The following is a 23,325-nucleotide window of genomic DNA, read 5'->3' on the forward strand; positions in this document are numbered from 1 at the left end:
GCCCAATTATCATATGTAGAAAAGCAAGTTAAGTTTGAGATTATTATCTAGTAATTATTTTGCTTCTTCTTTGTAGAGCGTTTGATATGCAGCTTTTACAGAGTGGCAAATCTTACTTTCACAATCTGATTCCTGTTGATGATACAAAATAGCTTGAAGTAATTCAGAATCATCTATTCCAAATTCATTTTTTGCAAAGTAATGACTCAATTTTGGAAGTAGTGATTCATTTGTTTCATGTTTAGTTTCTATCCCAACCTTGTTTGCTACATATAGTCGCTGATTTTGAAAAATCGTATTTACACTATTTGCTAACGCACCCGCAATAAAGGCTTTGTTAAAGCTCTCACTTCCCTTTATAAAAGGTTCCGAAGCTTTTTTTCCCATTTCAAAAGCTTTTTTAAATTCGTAAACAATCTCATTTAAAAAGTACTTTCTTTTGATATCTTCGCTTAAATAAACATTTCTAGTTTTTCTGGTCGATGATGGGAACTCTTGCCCTTTCGAGTAATAACCATAACTTCTAACAAGAAAAGGATGAATCACATAAAGCTGAGAGTTCCAAAGCCATTCAAGAAAATACCGGCATCCTTCATCTAAAGAATTATCTAAAGCCTTTAATAAGTCCTTTAAATATGGAGGCTCACCATTCCGATCCCATTGAATTTTATCAGCAAGAAAAATTATCTTAACTAAAGTACTTGCATTATCAATACAGGTAGTGTGATAAAGAATTGAATCTAGTACATCAGTATTTTCAATTCCAAACAAAGCTTGCGCAAAATAATCTCCCTGCTTTGCGTGAACAAGCATCGGTACCTTACGTTCTTCTTCAAATAACTCAATACCTAAAGATTCTGCCACTTCAACTCGATCACTATCAGGAATTGCTCCACCTAGATCATGGAGACTGCCTGCAATAAAGGCAGTTTCTGGATCTACATTGGATTTTAAAGCTAATTCAAAAGCAACTTTTCCAACACCATAGGCATGCAGGAAATTTTCAGTTACTGGGGTTAAAAATCCACGATTTCTCATAAACTTTTCAACTCTTCAGTTAATAGTCCATATTGTTCATATCTTACTTTTTTTTCAATCATATTTTTTTCATCGACTAAAACAACGTAAGGCTTTGACGCTTTTGCTTCTTTGGGCTCCATTTGAGCATAGCTCATAATAATAACCTTGTCCCCCACAGAAGCACAACGAGCTGCTGCACCATTCAGGCAAATCATTCCTGAATGACGTGGACCTGCAATGACATAGGTTTCAAAGCGTTCCCCATTATTAACATCAGCAATTTGAACTTTTTCATATTCGATAATACCACTTGCTTCCATTAATTCTTCATCAATTGTGATACTACCTACGTAATTTAATTCTGCCTGTGTGACAGTTGCACGATGAATTTTTCCTTTTAACATTTCAATTAACATTTAACTTTTCTCCAATCAAATTTTTAATTTTAATATCTATATTATTTACTATTTCTTCTAAAATAGCTCTGTAAATGCGTGAAAATCTCTCAATTGTGTTAGCTTTGAACAAGGTTCGATCATAATTAAAATCTATATTTTGTCCCCATACAAAAATCGTAAGATCACAAAATGCATCTTTATCTGAATGTCCAGTCATTTCTGAAATGGAAGTAAACAATTTCGAATGTTCTAAAGCTTCACCTTTAAATCCTTGAATACCAAAATAAACATTATTACCGGTTAGTTTTATATCTAGTTCATAAATTAACTGTTCAAGGGGAATATCTTGATTATTTTGGGCATCAATAATCTTGTTATTAATTTTATTAACAAACGTTGAAAAACTTTGGGTTTTATCGATATCCATTGTTAATAGGAACTGATTGATAAATAATCCAATTAGGTTCTCCAGTCCCTGTATATTTCGATTTACAGTCGGTATAGCAATCGGAATGTTCTCTTGTCCACTTACACTTGAAAGCATCAAATAGTACGTGCCCAGCAATACATTGTGTAGTGTCATATTTCTTTCTTTAACCACTTTAGTCAATCGATCATAAAAATCATCCTCTAAATGGATATATACATCTCCACCCTTGCTTTTAGCAGTGTCACCTAAAACACGATCTTCTGGAAGCCTTAATCCTTCATAATTCTTGAATTCTTTACGCCAGAAATCCACTTGTTGATTCTTCTTAACACTGTTTAAAAAATCATTCTGACATTTAGCAAAATCTCTAAATTGATAAGGTAACTCAGGTAATTCATCTTCGTAATAAGCTTTTTCAATTTCATCTAAGAACAAAGATGTTGACCAACCATCAAATGCTGCATGGTCTATTACACATACAAATTCCCCATTAAATATATTAACTTGTATAGGAATTTCATTTTCCAAGTCAAACTGATGAGCAAAATACTCAGAACGATCGATATTATTATGAGTTATTACTAATGGTCGTTCATCTACAACTTGATAGGTATCATAAATTCTAGTACGTAATATTTCTTGCCTATCAACAACTTTAATTACTGCTTTTGCTAATTTTTCAGGATCTATTCCTTCATTAATTTTGAAAGCCATCTTGATATTTCTATAAGAATCTATAGGTAACTTTTTGTATCTTTGCTGTGCAAAAGAAAGTTTTTGATCTTCTTTATTTTTAAAATCTTGTTTTGTCACAATAAGTCTATTCATTTCGTTACTATAATGAGAAGCTTGAAGCACTTGTGCAATTCCCTGAACTGTTTTAGCATCAAAGATCTCTTTTATAGTAATTTTCTTATTAAAAATTTTCTTCAATATGCTTACTAACTTAATTACTTTTATTGAATCTCCACCAATCATAAAGAAACTTTCTAATATGGATGTAGTGTCAGGATCAACATCAAGTAAATTACATATTGCCTCTAAAACACATTGTTCTACATCATTATGAGGAGCGACAAAATCCACATCGTTTTTATAGGTAATTTCCGGTAGAGCTCTTCTATCAATTTTCCCATTAATAGTCAATGGAAATTCTTTTACATGTTGATAGCCGGCAGGCATCATATAATCTGTTAAATAAAGAGATAATACTTTTTCGATCTCAGCACGTGGAATTTCTTCATCACTCTGGTAATATACTCCTAAATATTTACTACCTTCCTTACCTAACGCTAGAGCAAGCACTTGCTTTACACCTTTGACTTTCAACATGGCACTTTCAATTTCGCCTAATTCAATTCTAAAGCCCCTTATTTTTACTTGAAAATCGTTTCTACCTATTAATTCAAATTCATTATTTGGCAATACACGAACAATATCTCCAGTTTTATAAATACGACTGTATTCTTCAATCCCTTTTATGTTATAAGGATTTTCAGCAAAAACTTTCTCTGTTAACTCTGGTTGACCATAATATCCTCGTGAAAGTTGAGGACCACTTATATAAAGTTCTCCTACCGCTCCTTTTGGAAGAAGTTTTCTATTTTCATCCAATATAAAATGAGAATAATTTGGAAATGGCAACCCAATATTTGAATAGTTATCTGAAACCTTCTTCATTGATGTCCAAACAGTTCCTTCAGTAGGGCCATAAATATTAATTAAGTTACTATCTTTGAAACGACTTGCAAAAGCATCATTCATCTTCTCTCCACCAACCATAATCGTTGTAAGAGATGTAGAAAGAATTTCCTCACTATTATCCTGGAATAAATATGTAATTTTCCCAGGAGTCGATTGTAAAGTAGTTACATAATGCTTCTTCATGAACTCTGGAAATTCTTCTGGAGTCCCCGCAAATAAGTTTACTGTCCTACCTCTCAATAATTGTCCAAATACTTCAGTTCCAAAGATATCAAAAACGTATTCTGCAATACAACCAAATTCTATATCTTCTGTTCCAGTACGTCTTATAGCCGTAAGTATATCTTCCAAATAGATTATAAAATTACGGTGTTCTACCATTACCCCCTTTGGTCTACCTGTTGTTCCAGAGGTAAAAATAATATATGCTAAATCATTTGGTAGAATCTTTATTGGAAGATTTTCTTTTTTACTTGAAAACTCTTGCTTCATAAACTCTTCATCAATCACAATTTTTGCTTTTACTTGTCCTTTAATATATTCAATTCTTTCTAAAGGATAAGTGGGTGACATTGGAACATAAACGGCACCTGCTTTTAATATTGCAAGAATTGCAAGAATCATGTTCTCTGACTTTTCTAGTAAAAGAGGTACACGGTCACCTGATTTTATTCCAGTACTTTCAACAAGTGTATGTGCTACTTGGTTTACTTTTGAGTTCAATTCCTCAAAACTATAGCTTAAATTTCCAAATTTCAAGGCAGTATTATTGGGATGAAGTTTTACTTGTTTCTCAAATTGTTCAATAATATTAGTTTCTGGATAGTATGCTGTACCAAAATCAGGTATCTCTTTTACATAAGTGAATTCATCAACCTCTTGAAGTATTTGTTCAATTATGCTTTGCATAAAGTTAAACAACTGATCGATTATATCTTCCGCAAAAATCTCACCTGCATATTTAAATCGGAAATTTAGCCCATCCTCATTCTCATAAAGAACAACAGTTATTGGATAATCTAATTTTTCCTGTCCGTAAAAATGAGTTATTCGCAATTTATCACTATCTCCATTATTCTTTGGTAATGGATAATTTTCATAGACAAACAACGTTTCAAACAGCCGTGTACCGTTTGATTGAAGACTTGCAAGACTAACATTACTATGCATCATACAATCATTATTAATATCTTGTAATCGCTGAAGCTGAGAAACAATACTGTCATTAGTATGAGTAAATTGTACGGGCAAAGTGCGAATATACAAACCAACACTTTCTTCAATGCCCTCTACAGGAATATTTCGCCCTGCATTAACAACACCGATAGTTGTTTCTTTAACACCGCCATAAACACTTAACAATTTGTGCCATGCATATTGAACAATAATATTAATTGTGAGACCCTTATTATTTGCAAATTCTTTAAGTTTGCTATAATTACGTCCAGTAATTTCAAATATACTGTCTTTTGGCTTTTCAATCCTCTTTATTTCTTCAAGCTTTACTGTGTGTTTTTCTTCTTTAAATAGACCAGCTAAATCAGGATGAGATACCTCTCTAAGATATTTTTTCCAAAAATCAGCCGAATCATTTTTAGTTCTATCAAGATATTTCTGAGTTTTAATATACGCAATATCTTCATTAATATTCACCTTTTGATTCTTGCACAACTTATCATAGGTAGCATGTACAAAATCCAGCATAATAGGATTAGACCATCCATCTAATATGGCATGATGGTTTGTTAAGACACAAGTATAATGACTATCGTCATGCCTTATAAGTCTAATTCTAAACAGGCTTCCAGCTTTCAAATCAAAAGGAGTCATTCTTTGAGATTGCACAACCTTGCCTACATGGTCATTCTCCAGCAGTTCAAAATCTAAATTACCCTTCTTAGGAATTATCTGAAGTATCTCTTCATAATTAGAATTCAAACATAAACGCAAGCTTGGATATTTCTTTTGAGTTATAGACCATGCTTTACGATATTTATCAACATCTATTACTTGTTCATAATCAAAAATGTAAGAACAAATATATGCATCATCATTTGTGACATTATTTAATGCATGGTATATAAATCCTTCTTGCAGGGCATTAGCGGATAAAACATCTTCCAATTCTTGATACTTTTGAAGCTCATCTAATTTTTCTTGAGATATGGCTAAATCTAAATCTTCACTTGTAAGGTAAGTTCTATCCAACCCTAACAGTTCATCTACTAATTCCTTTAACTTAACTTGATATTCTCTTGCCAAGCTTTCAATACCTTCTAAATTACCACTAAGTTCAAAAGTCAATTTTTTTTGAAAGATTCCACCATTTACAGCCAAATAGTCTTTTAATTTAACATTAGTTGTGTCTCCAAGATCACTAGTAATAATTGACCAATCATCTGACGCTTCATTAACTATTTCACCTAAATAGTTAAACAATATATTGGGTAGATTGTTTGAGTGTATTCCATATTTTGCACCATAACCAACTCCATAGTCTGTGACAAGTCTGTTATAATGCTTCGTTTCTATAAGGTTAGTTGAAATTTTTTGAGGATATATAGCTGTAAACCACCCTACTGTTCGTTGAATATTAATATTTTCAGCAATTTCAGCTCGTCCATGAGATTCCAATTTAATATGACTAATTTCTTCACCATGGATGGATTTTAATGCTCGTGCAAAAGCTGTAAACAATACTTCATTAATTTTAGTATTATAAATTTGATTGACCTTATTTAATAATTTGTTCGTCAACTCATGATCAAATTTAATAGTGATTCTCTTGTATTTATCAGATGTTTTAAATACTTCTTTCTCGCTTATATTCCCTTCTAAAGACCACCCAGTCGTGTTGAATTTTCTAACTTCTTCACACCACTGACGATAGCTAGTTCCTTTTGGTGGAAGCGTATTTCCCTCATAAAGTTCTTTTAAATCTGAGGCAATAATCTGCCAAGAAACAGTATCAATTATCAAGTGATGACATATTACAGCCAAAACATTCTCACTTTGTTTAAACACGAAACGATAAAGCTTTCCACTAAGCTTAAAACTTTCTTGAATACTATTGAATTCTTCTGGGGAATCGGCAGTCAATATGTCAATATCATATATTTTCTCAGTATAATACTGCTTTTTTCCATCAAAAGATAAACGCAGCGCATCATGATAATTTACTAAATCAATCAAAGCTTTTTTAAGACGCTCTAAATCAATGTCTTTTGGTAATGAAATAGCAAACGACTGATTGAAGTAATTGGAATTAAAATCTTCGAAGAACCATTCCTGAATTGGAAGTAATTTAGCTTCTCCTGTTAATTCACCTTGTTCACTTAATACTTCTATCTCTTTAACTTTTCCAATATATTGTGAAAGATTCTTAATAGTTTTTGCAGCGAAAATTTGTTTTATGGTTATAGTTTGATTCAATTTTTGCTTGATTCGATTGCTTAACTGAATTGCCTTAATTGAATCTCCTCCAAGATGGAAGAAACTTGCTGTTACGCTTACCTCTTTATTATCTAAACCTAAAACCTCTGCAGTTATTTCTTGCAGTTTTATTTCAATTTCGGTTTCTGGTGGTGTAAATTCTTCTGATCTAAATGTAGGTATAGGCAACGCTCTTCTATCCAATTTACCGTTAATAGTAAGTGGAAAGTTTTCCATAAAAACAAATGCACTAGGAATCATATAATCAGTTAAGCTTTCTTCTAATTCATGTTTAAGAAATTCATCTGATAACTCTTTATCAGCTTGATAGTAAGCAACTAGATGCTCATTGATTGCTAACACAACCGCCTGCTTAATTTCCGTAATTTTAGTAAGTCTAGCTTCAATTTCTCCAAGTTCAATACGTAATCCATGAATTTTAACTTGGAAGTCGTTACGTCCTAGATATTCAAATTCTCCCGTATTAAGTAATCTAACAAGATCCCCAGTTTTATAAATTCGTCCAAGATTAGGATGTTTTATAAATTTATCCGCTGTTAGTTTTGGCTCATTGATATATCCTCTAGCTAACTGAATACCCCCTAAAGCTAGTTCACCAATCGCCCCTTTGGGTAATAAATGATTTGAACGGCTTAATACATAGCAGTTAGTATTTGCAATTGGTTTACCAATAAGTACTTTTTTTAGTGAAGGATCATTGCAATCAAAATATGTCACATCAATACTTGCCTCAGTTGGACCATACAAATTATACATTTTAGCTTTTGGAACAAGACTTCTAAACTTCCTAACACTATTAATGTTTAATGCTTCGCCTGAACAAAAGACGTATTTTAAGGAACTAATATCAAAGCTCTCTGTATTAAAGTCTTTTTTATACATTTCTAAAGTATCAACGAATGCATCTAACATGCTTGGAACAAAATGCATTACTGTAATTTGTCTATCCTTAATCTCTCTTGCTAAATAAAGTGGATCTTTATGCCCACCTTCTAAAGCAAATACGATACGCGCACCTGCTAATAACGCCCACACTTGTTCCCAAACAGAAACATCAAATACATAGTTAGTTTTTTGATAAATTCTATCATTTTCTGTTATTGTATAAGTTTTATTCATCCATTGAACACGATTGCTAAGCCCAGCATGCTCAATCATTACACCTTTTGGTCTTCCAGTTGTTCCAGAAGTAAAAATTATATAAGCAAGATCATTCATAGAAGGTTTTATTCCAGGATCACATTCACTGGTTTTCTTATACACATCAAACGATTCATCAATAATTAGTTTTGCACCAATCTGTTCAAGAATATATTGTTTTCTTTCTTCTGGGAATTCTGGAGAAATAGGAACATAAGCACAGCCTGCCTTTAAAACTCCCCAAATAGCAATTGACATTTTTTCGCTGCGTTCAAGTAGCAAAGGAATTCGATCTCCAAGCTTAATACCATTTACCAGCAAATAATTTGCTAAACGATTAGTTATCTTATCAAATTCTTTATATGTCAATTTTATATTCTGATATTCAACTGCAATATTGTCTGGTGTACGTGCTGCTTGTTCTTTAAACAAATCCACAACCGTTTTATTTGGATAATCAATACTATCACCTTTTGCATAATCGTTGGATACTGTGAATTCCCATATTGCTGCTTTGTCATTTTCAATTATTCTATTCAATACTGAAACATAAGTTTCTAACATGGATTGAATAGTTGATTCTTTGAAAAGATCGCTGCAGTAATTAAAGCTAATGTATCCATTTTCAACTATAACGGATAAATCGTATTTCGCAGTCTTATAATCTATTCCACTATTTATATCCTCAAATAAATCATTTTGAACTAATGTATTTTTTGAGAAATCTTGAACGCTAAATAACATTTGGAAAATAGCATTTCTTGATGAATCTTGTACCACATCAAGTGCTTTTACAATTTGTTCAAAAGGAATATCCTGATGATTTTGAATTTGAATAACCTCATGATGATTTTCTTTAATAAGTTTTTCAAAAGTCATATCTTCAGTAATCAAAGTTCTTACTGGCAATGTATTAATGAAAAATCCTATTAAGTTTTCTGTACCACTAATGTGACGATTTGCAAATGGTGTTCCAACAACAATATCCTGCTGATAACTAAACTGTGCTAACATTACATCTAATGCACTTAACATTATTGTATAAAGACTAGTTTGGTGCTTTCTTGCCAGTGCATTTAAATCTTCCTGTAACTTTTTATGAAATGCTAATTGAATATTTGATCCCTTATATGTGAAATTTTTCGGTCTTTCGTAATCAATTGGAAGATTTAAGTTTTCATAAGACTCAAGAGTTGATTTCCAAAAATCGATCTGTTCTCCAATTATTCCATCCGTAAGATATTTCCTTTGCCAACTAGCATAATCCTTATATTGAACGCTCAATGGCTCTAGCCTTTCACCATGATAAAGTTTGATTAGTTCTTGCAGTAAAAGTTCAATTGACCAACCATCAAAGGCAATGTGATGAATAACTAATGCCAGCTTATTATCATAAATATTTGCTCGAATTGGAATTTCATTTTCTAGATCAAAAACTTCATCAACATAGCTCTGAATATTAATTGAATCATGGCTTATCTTAAAGGTATTATTAGTCACAACCTGATAATTATCCTTAATTATTGTTCTTAGTATTTCATGTCTATTTACAATCTTATAGAGAACTTTTTCAAGATTTTCTATTAAAACATCCTTTGATAGGCGCAGTATTATTGGAACATTATAAGCACTCGTGCCTCCCTCAAACTGTTCAATAAACCATAAACGTTCTTGAGCAAATGAAAGAACTTGCTTGTCTTCAGATGCGAAATTCTCTTTTGCTACCTTTATTAATCTTGGTTTTAATTTAGCCAAATTACGAATATTTTTTGCTTCAAATATCTGTTTTACCTGTAAATTTATTTTATTTGATAGTTTTAAAGCAAGAATAGAGTTCCCTCCGAGTTTATAAAAATCATCCAGTACCGAAACTTTATCAATTTCTAATACTTCTCTAAATGCCTTTGCGATTTCTTTTTCCCTTTCATTTTGAGGTTCAATAAATTCTTTGTGTTCAATCACAGGTTCTGGTAGTTTTCGAAGATCAATTTTTCCATTCAGTGTCAATGGGAATTCATCCAGCTGCACGTAACTATTTGGAAGCATATATGTTGGTAATAACCCCTCCAAGGTATTTTGTAACTCACCCTTATAGTAAGCAACTATATTGTTACCTTTGACCAAGGCCAAACATTGAACAATAGAATCTTGTTCCATTAATTTGGCTTCAATTTCACCTAACTCTATTCTGAATCCCCTAACCTTAACCTGAAAATCATTTCTACCAATATAGACTAAATCTCCAGATGGTAACAGCTTAACCAAATCACCAGTTTTATATATTCTCCCAAACTTAGGATGATAAATAAAAGAACTATTTGTTTTTTCCTCGTCCCTTATATAACCTCTTGCAATACCTGCACCACCAATAAATAATTCACCTATACCATTTGTTGGAACTTCGTGCAGTGAATCATTTAATACATGCACAGAAACATTTTTTAAAGGTTTACCTATGTTATTCGAATTCATTCCGTGTTCATAGAATTTAACAGTCGCACATACTGTTGTTTCAGTTGGGCCGTATCCATTAATTATGGTTGTACCACTATTTTCATAGGCCTGGTAAATATTATTCGGTGTTGATTCACCTTCAACAATCAAAGTATTTAATGATAACAAGTCTTCAGAATTTAGAATTGCTGGAGGTAATACTGCTAATGAAATATTATTTTTTTTAACTATTTCCTTTAGCAATTGATAATCCATACGAGTTTGATCATCTAATAAATAAGTAGCTGCACCTGCTAGTAATGTATAGAACAATTCACAAACAGAGGTATCAAATACAAAATCAGCAAAATGTAATGCTTTTGTCTCTGGAGTGATGTCAAGCAACTTAATCAGATTACATATCATATTTACAACTCCATGATGTTCAATCATAACTCCTTTAGGAGCTCCTGTTGTTCCTGATGTGAAAATAATATAAGCTAATGAGTCTCCAAATACTGGAACATCAGGGTTTGTTACATCCATTGAAGTAATTTGAAAATCATCAGTAACAACAAACGGTGCATTAACTTTTTCTGTAATATAGTGTATCCTTGATTGAGGATACTCAGGGCTCATTGGTACATAACTTGCACCAGCTTTTAATATACCTAATATTGCTATTACAAATTTTTCACTTCGTTTCATCAAAATAGGAATATGCATACCAGGAACTACACCATAATTATCAATCAGCGTGTGGGCAAATTGATTTGAAATTTGGTTTAATTCTTTATATGTAAGACTATTTTCGCCAAACACGAGGGCTTTGTTGTCTGAATAAAGTTTTGCTTGTTTTTCAAATAGTGTATGAACAGGAAGATCAGGATATTCTTCTTTCTCCTTCTGATCTAATTCACAATTGTAAATAATATCTGAAATCACAATTTGAGGATTTTTAACTACTTGTTTTAAAACTAATTCATAAGTTTTTGCCAGTTCTTCAATAGTTTTTTCTTTAAAAAGCTTCGTTGCAAAAGTAAAATTGACTATATTTTTTCTATGCATAACCGAAATATCAAACTTTGTGCTGTGAAGATGCAGGTGTTCATTAACTGAAGTAAACAAGTCATTACGTTCAACATCTTCAGCAATATCCTGAAATCCAAACGCAATTTGAAAAATTGGATTTCGTGATAAATCTTTTTCATCTTCAAGTGCATCAACTATTTGTTCAAAAGGTAAATCCTGCTGCTTTTGAGCTTCTAACATCTGCTCATTATTTTGATTTATTAATTCACTAAAAGTATCGTCTGAGTTAATAACAGAACGAATAACTAGTGCGTTCACAAAGAATCCAATCATATTCTCGGTACCCTGAATATGACGATTTGCAATCGGTGTTCCCAAAACAATATCTTTTTGATTTGTATATGCTGATAAAAGTAACATAAATGCACTAAGCGTTACACAAAAAAGACTAGTGTTATGCTCTTTAGCAATTTCATTCAACTTTTGAATTAGCAATTCATCTAATTCATAGTCAAACTCTTTTCCAGCATAATCAAAGTGTTTTGGTCTAGGAAAATCAGTTGGAAAATCAAGTGTTTCATAACCAGAAAGTTTCTCTAGCCAATACTCTTTCTCTTCTTTTAACAAGTCTTTACTTTGTGATGTAACCTGCCATCTTGCATAATCTTTATATTGCACTTCCATAGGATCAAGATTCTCACCATCATACAAATGAACTATTTCTTTCAAGAAGATATTAGTAGACCAACCATCAAAAGCAATATGGTGAATATTTACGGCCATTGTATCTTTATAAATATTTACTTTAATGGGTATTTCTTTTTCAAGATCAAAGGAATACGCAAAAAAATCATCTATATCTATTGGTTCATGTGTGATTTCAATGGTTTTATCTAACACCTTTTGGTAAGAGTCCACAATTATTGTTCTTAAAATTTCATGACGGTTAACTACTTCTTTAATCGCTTGTTCAAGTTTTTCATGATTTACTTCTTTATTAAGTGCTAAAAGAATAGGAATATTATATGCATTAGTTCCCTGCTCCAGCTTATCAATAAAGAAAAGACGTTCCTGTGCATAGGATAGATTTTGATCTTTCTCACTATTAAACACTTGTTTTTCAACACTTTGAGTTCTTTCACTTACTTTAGCAAGATTTAAAATATTTTTTTGCTCAAATATTGATTTTACTGGAACATTTATTAAACTAGCAAGAGAAATTGCAGCAATCGAGTTTCCTCCTAAATGAAAGAAATCTGCGTTTATTGAAGCCTTGTCTAAGCCCAAAACCTTACAGAAAGCTTTCTCAATTTCTTTCTCACGTGCTGTTTTTGGAGCAATATATTCATCTTTATATACTGGTTCAGGTAGAGCTCTAACATCTAACTTTCCATTAATAGTAAGTGGCAACTCTATCATACGTATATATGCCATTGGAATCATGTAATCAGGTAAATATTTTGCTAACTCATCATATAGTTCACCACTTTTAAAGTCCCGATTAGAAACATAATAAGCAAGCAAGTTATCATTCTTGGCAATAACAGCAACTTGATCAATTCCTTCTATATCGTTAAGTTTATTTTCGATTTCACCTAACTCAACACGATAGCCACGAATCTTTACTTGGAAATCCTTTCTCCCAAAATATTGATATGAGCCATCATTCAAAACTCGAACCAAATCACCTGTGTCATAGATTATACCTTGTCCAAATGGATTTTTAATATATCTTTCTGCCGTTTCTTTAGGCTGATTTATATAGCCGCGGGTTACTTGATTTCCACCAATATATAAATTGCCAACTGCTCCCATAGGTAGAAGCTGTTTATTATCGTCTAACACATAAGGTTCAACCCCACCTATTGGTCTGCCAATGGACAAATCAGTAACATCATTATTCACAAAACTTAACACAGTTGTTTCTGTTGGACCATAACAATTATTCAATTGAATTGAGGAGTCTTTATACTTATTAATTGCTTCCTGTGTAATTGCCTCTCCGCCACAGTGAATAACTTGCATAGTTGGTACTTTCTTCAGATCGATTCTAGCTGCCAATGATGGTGTCATACCAATTGCATTTACTTGAAATTTATTCAAAGTATGAATAAACAAGTCAATATCATAAATTAAATCTGTATCTAAAATGACTACACTTTCACCCATAGTAAATGGTCTAATCAAATCATGAATAGATGAATCAAATAAATATTCAAAAAAAGCCCCATTTACAACTCCTGCATGCATCGCAGACTTGTCCATTTTCGCAACTTCAGTAACATAATTACTCAAGTTTTTATGTTGGACCATAACACCTTTTGGTTTTCCACTAGTACCTGAAGTAAAAATCATATAGGCTAGCCTATTAAATTTTATTTCTTTTTCAGGATTATTTATATGATTAGGAAATTCCTGATCCATAAATTTATCATCTATAACAAAATCAGCTTCACAAGTATCTACGATATATTGGATACGTTCCTTAGGATATTTCAAACTAATTGGTACATATGCTGCGCCAGCTTTTAATACGGCAAGGATCGCAACAACCATTTTGTGAGTACGTTTGAGCATTAATGGTATCTTTTGTTCAGTTTGAACTTCTAGTTCTTCTATTAAATAATTAGCTAACTTATTGACTTCTGTATTTAATTCTTTATAACTAAAAGACTTATCGTTGTCTCTTAAAGCAATATCGTTAGGCCTTAATTTTACTTGATTTTCAAATAACTCAATAACATTTTTGTGATCTCCTACTTTCTTAAAATCTAGGAGCTTTGAACGTTCTTGTTCATTAACAAAAGATATATCTGAAAGCTTCTTCCCTAGGCTGCTAATAAAAATTTTCAAAGTATCAATTAAATGAGCAGCAAGGCTTTCAATTGTATTAGCCATAAATAATGAAGAATCATAATTAAGTAACAACTGCATATTGGAATTTGTATCCTCAACTTCAAAGGTTAGAGGAAATTTTGCTTCAGTTGTTTTGTATGAATTTTTCTTTGCTTTACCATCAAAATAGTATGTACTTGCTTTAATATTTTGATAAACAAACATACAATCAAAGAGCGGATTCCCAATTCCACTTGTCGCATGAAGATCTTTTACTATTTCTTCAAATTGATAATTTTGATTTGAAATTGCAGTTAATATATTATCCTTTACGTTGTTTATAAATTCTCTCACTGTTAATTTTGAATAAGGTTTTACACGTATAGGCAATGTATTAACAAACATACCTAGCATATTTTCAGTAGCTTCGTGAATTCTACCATTAGTAACTGTTCCTAAAATGAAGTCTTCACTATGATACATCTTTGATAAAAGAATACTAATTGAACTAAAAAAAAGCATATATTCACTAATTCCATTCTGTAGAGCAAATGAGTGAATCTTTTCTATCAGAGATTTATCTATGGAAATTTTATATGTTTTGCCTTCAGGGCTATGATTTTTATCTTGTTTATAATCGGTTGCTAATTCAAGCTGCTGGTAATCAGAAAGGTAATCCTTCCACCATTTCCTTTCAGCCTCACAATCAAGCCCATTGAACCAAACGCTATAGTCTTTATAATGTAAAATATGTGCATCTAATTTATTACCCTCATATAGTTTTCCTAGTTCTTGATAAAATATTTCTTCACTTGTACCATCAGTAATTATGTGGTGTTTGTCAATAAAAAGCGAACTATATTCTAAACCTTGTAATAATCGAATTCTCATTGTTTGTCCTGTACGAAGATTTAATGGTTTCACAAATTGTGAGTAGTCCTCAGTGTAAGGTACTACTTCAAAATCTAGTTTATTTTCAGCCATTACTTTTTGAACATACTCACCATTTATATTTAAAAATTTTGTACGCAAAGATTCATGTCTCATGATCATTTCTTTTAGAGCATGCTTTAGCTTTGATTCGTCCACTTTAAAAGAAAAATCTATTACTGTTTGTTCATTATAAGTTGTTTCATTTTTATTCATCTCATGAAAAATGAACATTCTTTTTTGTGCAGGACTCATTGGATAAAATTCTTTTTCATCTACAGGTTTAATTGTAGTTTCATCTTCAATTTCTAACGAATCTAATAATTTAGCTAATTCTTTGACTTGCTGATTATCAAAAATATCTCGCGCGCTTAATTTTTTATGAGCCTTTTCGTATACATAATTGGACAATTGCATGGCAATGAGCGAATTGCCGCCCAAATGAAAAAAGTTATCCAGCAACCCTACATGATTTAATTTTAAAATTTGTTCTACTGCTGCAACAATAAACTTCTCCGTTTTTGTAGTAGGAGCCTTATATTGTGCCATATCAATTTCTATTTTGGGTAGATTAGTTCTATCAAGTTTTCCATTTACATTAAGGGGCAGTTGTTCTAACCAAACATATATTTGAGGCTGCATATACTCTGCTAAGTAGTTATTTGCAATTGATCTAATGTATTCTTCTTCCAGCTTTTTATGGCTTACATAATAAGCTGCAATAAATTTATCATCATATCCAACAACTACAGATTTTTCAATTTCAGGAACCTTCTCAATTTGAGCCTCTATTTCACCAGGTTCAGTACGTATACCGTTAATATTTAATTGAAAATCATTACGACCAACAAACTCAAATTCATGGTTATCAAGTCTTTTTACTAAATCACCTGTTCTACAAAGCATTCCTTCGCCAAATGGATTAGGAATAAAGTGGAGTTTTGTTTCATTTTCTAATTTAAAATACCCTTTTGAAAGTTGATTACCAGTAACGCATATTTCACCAACTTGACCAATTGCCACTTCATTTAAATTCTCATCCAAAACGTAAGCGGTCATATTATCTAGTGCCGCTCCGATTTTTTTAATATCTTCTACCTTTTCTATAACCTTCGCAGTTCCAGCGTGAAATTCTGATTGTCCATACACATTGACTAATTTAATCTCATTTTCATGTGTATTATAAAAAAGACTTTTAGGAATTTTTTCTCCAGCTACTGCTACAGTACGAACATGCTTTAACTTTTTATAATCTAAACTATCAGCAAGGGACGGCGTGCACTGAAAATAATTAATCTCCTTTTCATTAATATAGTCTGAGAATTTTTCAATATTTTCAAGACAATCTGGTGCTGAAATCACTAATGTATGTCCATTTAATAGTGCTCCAAATATTTGAGTTGTTGCAACTGAAAAAATATAATTAACCAAAAGCAGCATATTATAACTATCACTTGTATCAAGTTGAAGATATTTACAATAGGACTGAATATGACTTACAACACTTTTATGAGTATGTAAAACCCCTTTTGGATTTCCTGTTGTTCCTGATGTATAAACAATATAGGCTAAATCGTTGATATCCATCGATACATTCAAATTACTATCATGCGGCTTGAAATTTTGAGAAAGGAACTTATCATCAATAACTAGTTTAGCTTTGGTTTGCTGCTTAATATAATCTATTCGAGACTTTGGATATTTTTTAGATAAAGCTGTATAGCAAGCCCCAGCTTTTAAGATTGCTAATATTGCAACAATAATTTTTTCGTTTCTTTCCAAAACCAGTGGAATGATATCACCTGAAGAAATGCCATATTCATTTACCATATAATTTGCTAAAGAGTTAGCTCTCTTATTAAGATCATCATAAGTAATTTCATTATTACCAAATATTACAGCTACTTTGTTTGGAGTTTTTTCTGCCTGCTGTTCAAAAGCAGAAATTATAGTTTTCACCATATATGTAACCCCCTCTTTCATTAGATTGCTAGAAAACTGGACTCCGATACAATTTAAAAGTTCCATCATACCAACTTCAGCACCTTGAATAGTTATATCATCTATTAGTGCATCAATTTCGTGTCTTCTCTTCTTAGTAATTATCAATGATATCGATTACAGTCGAACTTATTCAATTTTAATTTCCGGGATTGAAGTACGCAAGCAAAGTGTATTATTTTTTTACACTCTTTATCAAATATGTTAAGTTACCTCTTTAAGAAAGTCATTTTCATATAAAATTACCTCAAATGGAAATTATTAATATATGTGTATTATAACACCTTTTATTTAAAGTCTCAATTATAAATTCTATGTACTGGAGTGTTCTGAGAAAATTAGATATGTAAAATCTACGATTTTCTTAAAATCCCTATTTGTTTAAATATTTAACTTCTACAATAATTTGTAAGTAAAGATAAACACTTACTCCTATTGAAATTTTCATAATCATATGAGACATATTGAGCGCCTCAATCTAAGTAAAAAAACCTTATTTTAATAAATAGCTATACCATTGCTTTATCTACAATAGTATAGCTATTTATCTAAATTATTGAATATTAGGTTGATGACATTGGACTTAACTTATGCTCGAAGCCCTTTTATCATATTTCACTTTTCTTTTCTCTTACCATAAGTTCGTGAACTTGATTTTCTGGATCTTTATTTTTAAATAGCACATTGTAAAGAGCATTGGTTATAGGCATATCCACCTCAAGTAACTTGCTAAGCTCATAAAATGCTTCACAAGCTTTTACTCCCTCAACAACCATTCCAATTTGTTTGCAGGCTTCTTCACAAGGCATGCCATTTCCAATGAGTATACCAGCTCTTCTATTTCTGCTGTACATACTAGTACAAGTAACTATAAGATCGCCCATTCCTGTAAGACCGTAAAAAGTTTCAATTCTTCCACCAAGTTTTATTCCTATTTTAACTATTTCGCTCATACCTCTTGTCATAAGGGCAGCTTTTGTGTTATCACCATATCCCATTCCATCACATATTCCCGCAGCCAATGCAATTATATTCTTTACAGCGCCACCTATCTCTACTCCAATAATATCATTGTTAGTGTACACTCTAAATTTGTTTGCCATAAATACGTCTTGGATTTCCCTAGCATACTCCATTTTGCTTGAAGAAACAACTGCAGTAGTTGGAATCTCCATTGCTACTTCTTCTGCATGACTTGGTCCAGACAATATAACAACTGCATTTTTAGGCAGCTCTTCTTCTATAACCTGAGACAACCTTTTTTGGCTTTGCTCTTCTATACCCTTTGCAATATTTATTATTATCTGGCTTTCCTTTATAAAAGGCTTAATTTTTTCACACATTTCTCTTACAACATGCGATGGAACTGCAAGAACTATATATTTATTTTGCGTAACCGCATATTCTATATCAGGTGTTGCCTTAACATTAAATGGTATTACAGCTTTGGGAAGATATCTTGAATTTCTTTTATTTACGTTTATATCGTTTATAATTTCTTCTTTTCTATCCCATATTAAAACGTCATAACCTTTGCCCGCAAGCATAATTCCAAGGGCAGTTCCAAAACTACCCCCTCCCAAAAAAGTTATACCGTTCATTTTACTCCTTCCTTTCCCTAAATATTGTTTTAATACCTGTTCCCTCAAAATCAAAACTTTGCCTTATTTTATTTTCTAGGTATCTTTGATAGGAAAAATGAAGTGCATTAGGATTATTTACAAAAAACACAAATGTAGGAGGCTTAGTGCCTATCTGAGTTACATAGTATATTTTAAGACGTGTAACCCCAACTACAGGTGGTTCTTTCATAAGCACAGCATTACTTATAACATCATTTAAAACACCTGTTGCAATTCTTCTATTATAATTATCATAGCATTTTTTAATAACCTCAAGCACCTTATGTACTCTTTGACCTGTCTTAGCAGATATAAAAAGATACGGAGCATATGCCATAAATGAAAAATTAACTGCCATATTGTCCTTAAATGCTTTCATGGTTTTATCATCTTTTTCAACCAAATCCCACTTATTAATTATAACAAAAATAGCCTTATTACTTTCATGTGCATAACCTATTATTCTCTCATCCTGCTCACTTACACTTTCATTTGCATCAAGAACAAGCACACATACATCACATCTTTCTATAGCTGCCATAGTTCTTACAGCGCTATACTTTTCAACTTCCTCTTTTATCTTGCTTTTCTTCCTAAGACCTGCTGTATCAATGAGAATAAATTTTCCAAGGTCAGTTTCAAGATAGCTATCAATAGCATCTCTTGTTGTTCCAGGAATATTACTAACTATAACTCTCTCTTCTCCAAGAATTCTATTTATCAAGGATGATTTTCCTACATTTGGTTTTCCAACCACAGCAACTTTAATATATTCTTCTTCCGGTTCATTAGCTTCAATAGAATCAAAATACTTAACAACTTCATCAAGCATATCTCCAAGACCAAGTCCCTGAGCAGCCGATATAGAAATCGGATCACCTAAGCCAAGATTATAAAATTCATAAATATTATTTTCATCTTTATTTTTATCTATCTTATTTACAACAAGTATAACAGGTTTCTTACTTTTTCTAAGCATTTGAGCTACTTCATTGTCTGCATCTGTAAGTCCTTGCTTTCCATCAACTATAAATATTATTACATGTGACATCTCTATTGCAATTTGTGCTTGACGTCTCATTTGAGATAGTATAATATCATCGTTTTCTGGTTCTATACCACCAGTATCAATTATTGTAAATTTTTTTGCTACCCATTCTGATTCAGCATAAACTCTATCTCTTGTAACCCCTGGAGTATCCTCCACTATTGAAATTCTTTTACCCGCTAATTTATTAAATAAAGTTGATTTACCAACATTTGGCCTTCCAACTATAGCTACTATAGGTCTTGCCATTTTTTATTCCTCCTTGCTATTTTCATTAATAAGTTGTATTAAATCGTCTCCACTACTTCTGCATATTATAGCTTTCTTGTTAAGCTCTTTTTCTAAATCACTTACACTCACATCATCTAAAAATACTTTTTCATCACTTTTAAGCATGTTCTCTGGTAATATTACGTACTTTCCAAGTTCACTTCTTTTTGCATACTTAATAATATCAGTACCCGTTAAAAGACCTGCTACAGTTATTTTTTCTCCAAAAAACTCATTTATAACCTTAATCACATTTATTTTTATGTTTTTATTTTTTTTCATGATCACATCAGCAGCAGCTTTTATTTCATCATAAGCCAAAACACCGGTAATCATCGTGTAAGAACATTTAATATCTTTTGAAAGAAATTCAATGTTTTCTTTTATATTATCCCTAAAGGTTCTTATCATACCTATACCATCTTCAAATTGATCAAAATCTCCATAAAAATCCGCGCTAGGTATCCTTTCACCACTCAAAACATAAAATTCATCTGAAAGCCTTATAAATGGAGAGCCTATCTCATTCATAAACTTTTCTTGAAGTTTTTTTACATTTTCTATCTCCAACTTTGCTTTTTCAGAGTCAAAAGTATCAACATTAAATAATCCTTCTCTGTAGTTAGTAACACCAACTGGAACACCTGCTACATTTTTAACTGCAGGATAAAATGCATATAGATCATTGACAGTTTTAATAAGTTCATCTCCATTATTTATACCAGGACATAAAACAATCTGACAATTCATTTCTATGCCTGCATCCGCCAACTTTTTCATTCTTGGTAATAGATTTCCGGCAAACCTATTGTGAAGCATTTTAATTCTAAGTTCAGGATTTGTTGTTTGCACAGATATATTAATAGGGCTTATTTTATAATCTATTATCCTATTAATATCATCATCACTCATATTAGTAAGAGTTACAAAATTGCCTTGTAAAAATGAAAGCCTTGAATCATCATCCTTAAAATAAAGAGTTTGCCTCATTCCTTTTGGAAGTTGGTCTATAAAACAGAATATACAGTTGTTTGTGCATGATTTTGCATTATCAAGAATCCCATTTTCAAATTCTATTCCAAGCTTATCATCATATTCCTTTTCTATTTCAAGCTCCCATACTTCTCCATATGGTTTTTCTATTTCAACTACTACATACTCATCGCACATCATAAATCTATAGTCTATAATATCTTTAACCTTTTTCCCATTTATGCTTATAAGTTTATCTTTAGGTTCAATACCAAGCTCTTCAGCTATGCTTCCTTTATAAACTTTAGAGATTACATTTTCCATGGTTACACTCCTAAAATATCTTTAATCTATCTTTTATAGTGAAACAAGCAGAACCAAAAACTATATATGTACCATAACCCATTAAAATCCGTGATTGGGGAATAAAAATAGTTTAAGTTTTACAGTAGTTTCACTCTAGTAATATACATTACTTGGGATGTTAAGTCAAGAAAGTAATTACATTAGGTAAAAATTCAAGCTGATATAATTAGTATACCATTTAATCACTATATAATGAAAGAGGAAAGGATATTATAGATCCTTTCCCAAAAATTTCTAATCATTTAAATCGACTTGTTCACCAGTTATGAGATATATGGTAGATTCACAAATATTAGTTGTTCTATCACCAACTCTCTCAAAATACTTACATATAAATAAAAATTGAGTGGCTTGATTTATTGTTTTAGAGTCACTTCCCATCATAAGTAAAAGATCACTAAAAACATGCTTATATATGGCATCCAGCTCATCATCCATTTTGCATACCTCATATGCCTTATCAAGATTTTCATCAACATATGCATCAAGAGCACCCTTTATCATATTTTTTACTATATTGCCCATCTTAGGTATATCTATTAGAGGTTTTACATACTTTTCATCTTTAAGCCTTTTTATTGCCTTTGCTATATCAACAGCATGGTCAGCAATTCTTTCAAGGTCCGTAATTATTTTAACAGTAGTAAATATATTTCTAAGATCTGCTGCAATAGGCTGCTGCATTGCTGTAAGCCTTATAGCCTTATCTTCTATGCTTTTTTGCATGCCGTCAACTATATCATCATTTTTTATAATCTCTTCTGCAGTTTTTATATCTTGGTTAACAAGAGCTTCAATACATTCATATATTTGTTTTTCAACAAAACTTCCCATTCTTAAAAGATCTGTATGCAGTTCCTCAAGATGTAAATCAAATACCTTTCTTGTCATATACATTCACCTACACTTTTATATATTATTTTAACCAAATCTACCAGTTATATAATCTTCTGTTCTCTTATCTTGAGGCTTATAAAAAATGTTTTCTGTTTTACCACTTTCAACTACCTCTCCACTTAAGAAAAATGCTGTATTATCTGATATTCTTCCAGCCTGCTGCATATTATGTGTTACAATTATAACCGTGTACTTTTTCTTAAGCTCATCCATAAGTTCTTCAATTTTAAGTGTTGAAATAGGATCAAGCGCTGATGTAGGTTCATCCATTAACAGCACTTCTGGTTCAACAGCAAGAGTTCTTGCCACACAAAGTCTCTGCTGCTGACCTCCCGAAAGTCCAAGGGCGTTTTTCTTAAGTCTATCTTTAACCTCATCCCAAAGCGCTGCTCCAATAAGACTCTTTTCTACAACTTCATCAAGTTTACTTTTATTCTTAACACCATGTATTCTAGGTCCATAAGCTATATTGTCATATATAGACATTGGAAACGGGTTAGGCCTTTGGAATACCATTCCAACTCTCTTTCTAAGTTCTATTTCATCATAATCCTTATATATATTTTTACCCTCAAATAATACCTCTCCATCAATTTTTACGCTGTCTATAAGATCGTTCATTCTATTAATAGTTCTTAAAAATGTTGATTTTCCACATCCGGAAGGTCCTATGAGTGCGGTAACTGTATTTTTTTCAAAACCTAAGCTTATTTGCTTTAAAGCCTGAACACTTCCATAATATAAATTTAAATTTTTAGTTTCTATTACGCCCAT

General features: G+C 31.7%; 8 protein-coding genes. All 8 read right to left on the minus strand.

The annotated features are described in order from the left end of the window. Positions 1-54: 54 nt before the first annotated feature. The 8 genes from yqeK to pstB all read right to left on the minus strand — a co-directional run bounded on the left by yqeK (position 55) and on the right by pstB (position 23,325). Positions 55-1,038 (minus strand): bis(5'-nucleosyl)-tetraphosphatase (symmetrical) YqeK, encoded by a 984-nt coding sequence (gene yqeK / locus LQK79_RS05015; RefSeq protein ID WP_231015754.1) that lies wholly within the window; start codon positions 1,036-1,038, stop codon positions 55-57. Beyond that, a complete protein-coding gene (gene panD / locus LQK79_RS05020) occupies positions 1,035-1,436 on the minus strand; it encodes an aspartate 1-decarboxylase (RefSeq protein ID WP_231015755.1) in 402 nt (133 codons plus the stop codon). The genes yqeK and panD overlap by 4 nt, the downstream gene beginning before the upstream one ends. Further along, positions 1,426-17,484 (minus strand): non-ribosomal peptide synthetase, encoded by a 16,059-nt coding sequence (locus LQK79_RS05025; RefSeq protein ID WP_231015756.1) that lies wholly within the window; start codon positions 17,482-17,484, stop codon positions 1,426-1,428. The genes panD and LQK79_RS05025 overlap by 11 nt, the downstream gene beginning before the upstream one ends. A gap of 500 nt (positions 17,485-17,984) precedes the next feature. Continuing rightward, positions 17,985-18,977, minus strand: coding sequence for an NAD(P)H-dependent glycerol-3-phosphate dehydrogenase (locus LQK79_RS05030; protein ID WP_231015757.1), 993 nt, complete (start codon positions 18,975-18,977; stop codon positions 17,985-17,987). Between the two features lies 1 nt (position 18,978). Next, the gene (gene der / locus LQK79_RS05035) at positions 18,979-20,295 is read right to left on the minus strand and encodes a ribosome biogenesis GTPase Der (protein WP_231015758.1); all 1,317 of its coding nucleotides are present in this window, start codon (positions 20,293-20,295) and stop codon (positions 18,979-18,981) included. Between the two features lie 3 nt (positions 20,296-20,298). Then, entirely contained in the window at positions 20,299-21,612 is a 1,314-nt protein-coding gene (locus LQK79_RS05040; protein ID WP_231015759.1) for a DUF512 domain-containing protein, read from the minus strand. 276 nt (positions 21,613-21,888) lie between these two features. Beyond that, positions 21,889-22,545, minus strand: coding sequence for a phosphate signaling complex protein PhoU (phoU, locus tag LQK79_RS05045; RefSeq protein WP_053240792.1), 657 nt, complete (start codon positions 22,543-22,545; stop codon positions 21,889-21,891). Between the two features lie 30 nt (positions 22,546-22,575). Next, positions 22,576-23,325 (minus strand): phosphate ABC transporter ATP-binding protein PstB, encoded by a 750-nt coding sequence (gene pstB / locus LQK79_RS05050; RefSeq protein WP_053240791.1) that lies wholly within the window; start codon positions 23,323-23,325, stop codon positions 22,576-22,578.

It is taken from the genome of Clostridium guangxiense, from assembly GCF_021043395.1.
Classification (GTDB): domain Bacteria; phylum Bacillota; class Clostridia; order Clostridiales; family Clostridiaceae; genus Clostridium_S; species Clostridium_S guangxiense.

Bases quoted from the DNA above. Each gene is read 5' to 3' on its own strand.
- der (WP_231015758.1), bottom strand. From the start codon at position 20,295: ATGGCAAGACCTATAGTAGCTATAGTTGGAAGGCCAAATGTTGGTAAA.
- pstB (WP_053240791.1), bottom strand. From the start codon at position 23,325: ATGGGCGTAATAGAAACTAAAAATTTAAATTTATATTATGGAAGTGTT.
- LQK79_RS05040 (WP_231015759.1), bottom strand. From the start codon at position 21,612: ATGGAAAATGTAATCTCTAAAGTTTATAAAGGAAGCATAGCTGAAGAG.
- yqeK (WP_231015754.1), bottom strand. From the start codon at position 1,038: ATGAGAAATCGTGGATTTTTAACCCCAGTAACTGAAAATTTCCTGCAT.
- panD (WP_231015755.1), bottom strand. From the start codon at position 1,436: ATGTTAATTGAAATGTTAAAAGGAAAAATTCATCGTGCAACTGTCACA.
- phoU (WP_053240792.1), bottom strand. From the start codon at position 22,545: ATGACAAGAAAGGTATTTGATTTACATCTTGAGGAACTGCATACAGAT.
- LQK79_RS05030 (WP_231015757.1), bottom strand. From the start codon at position 18,977: ATGAACGGTATAACTTTTTTGGGAGGGGGTAGTTTTGGAACTGCCCTT.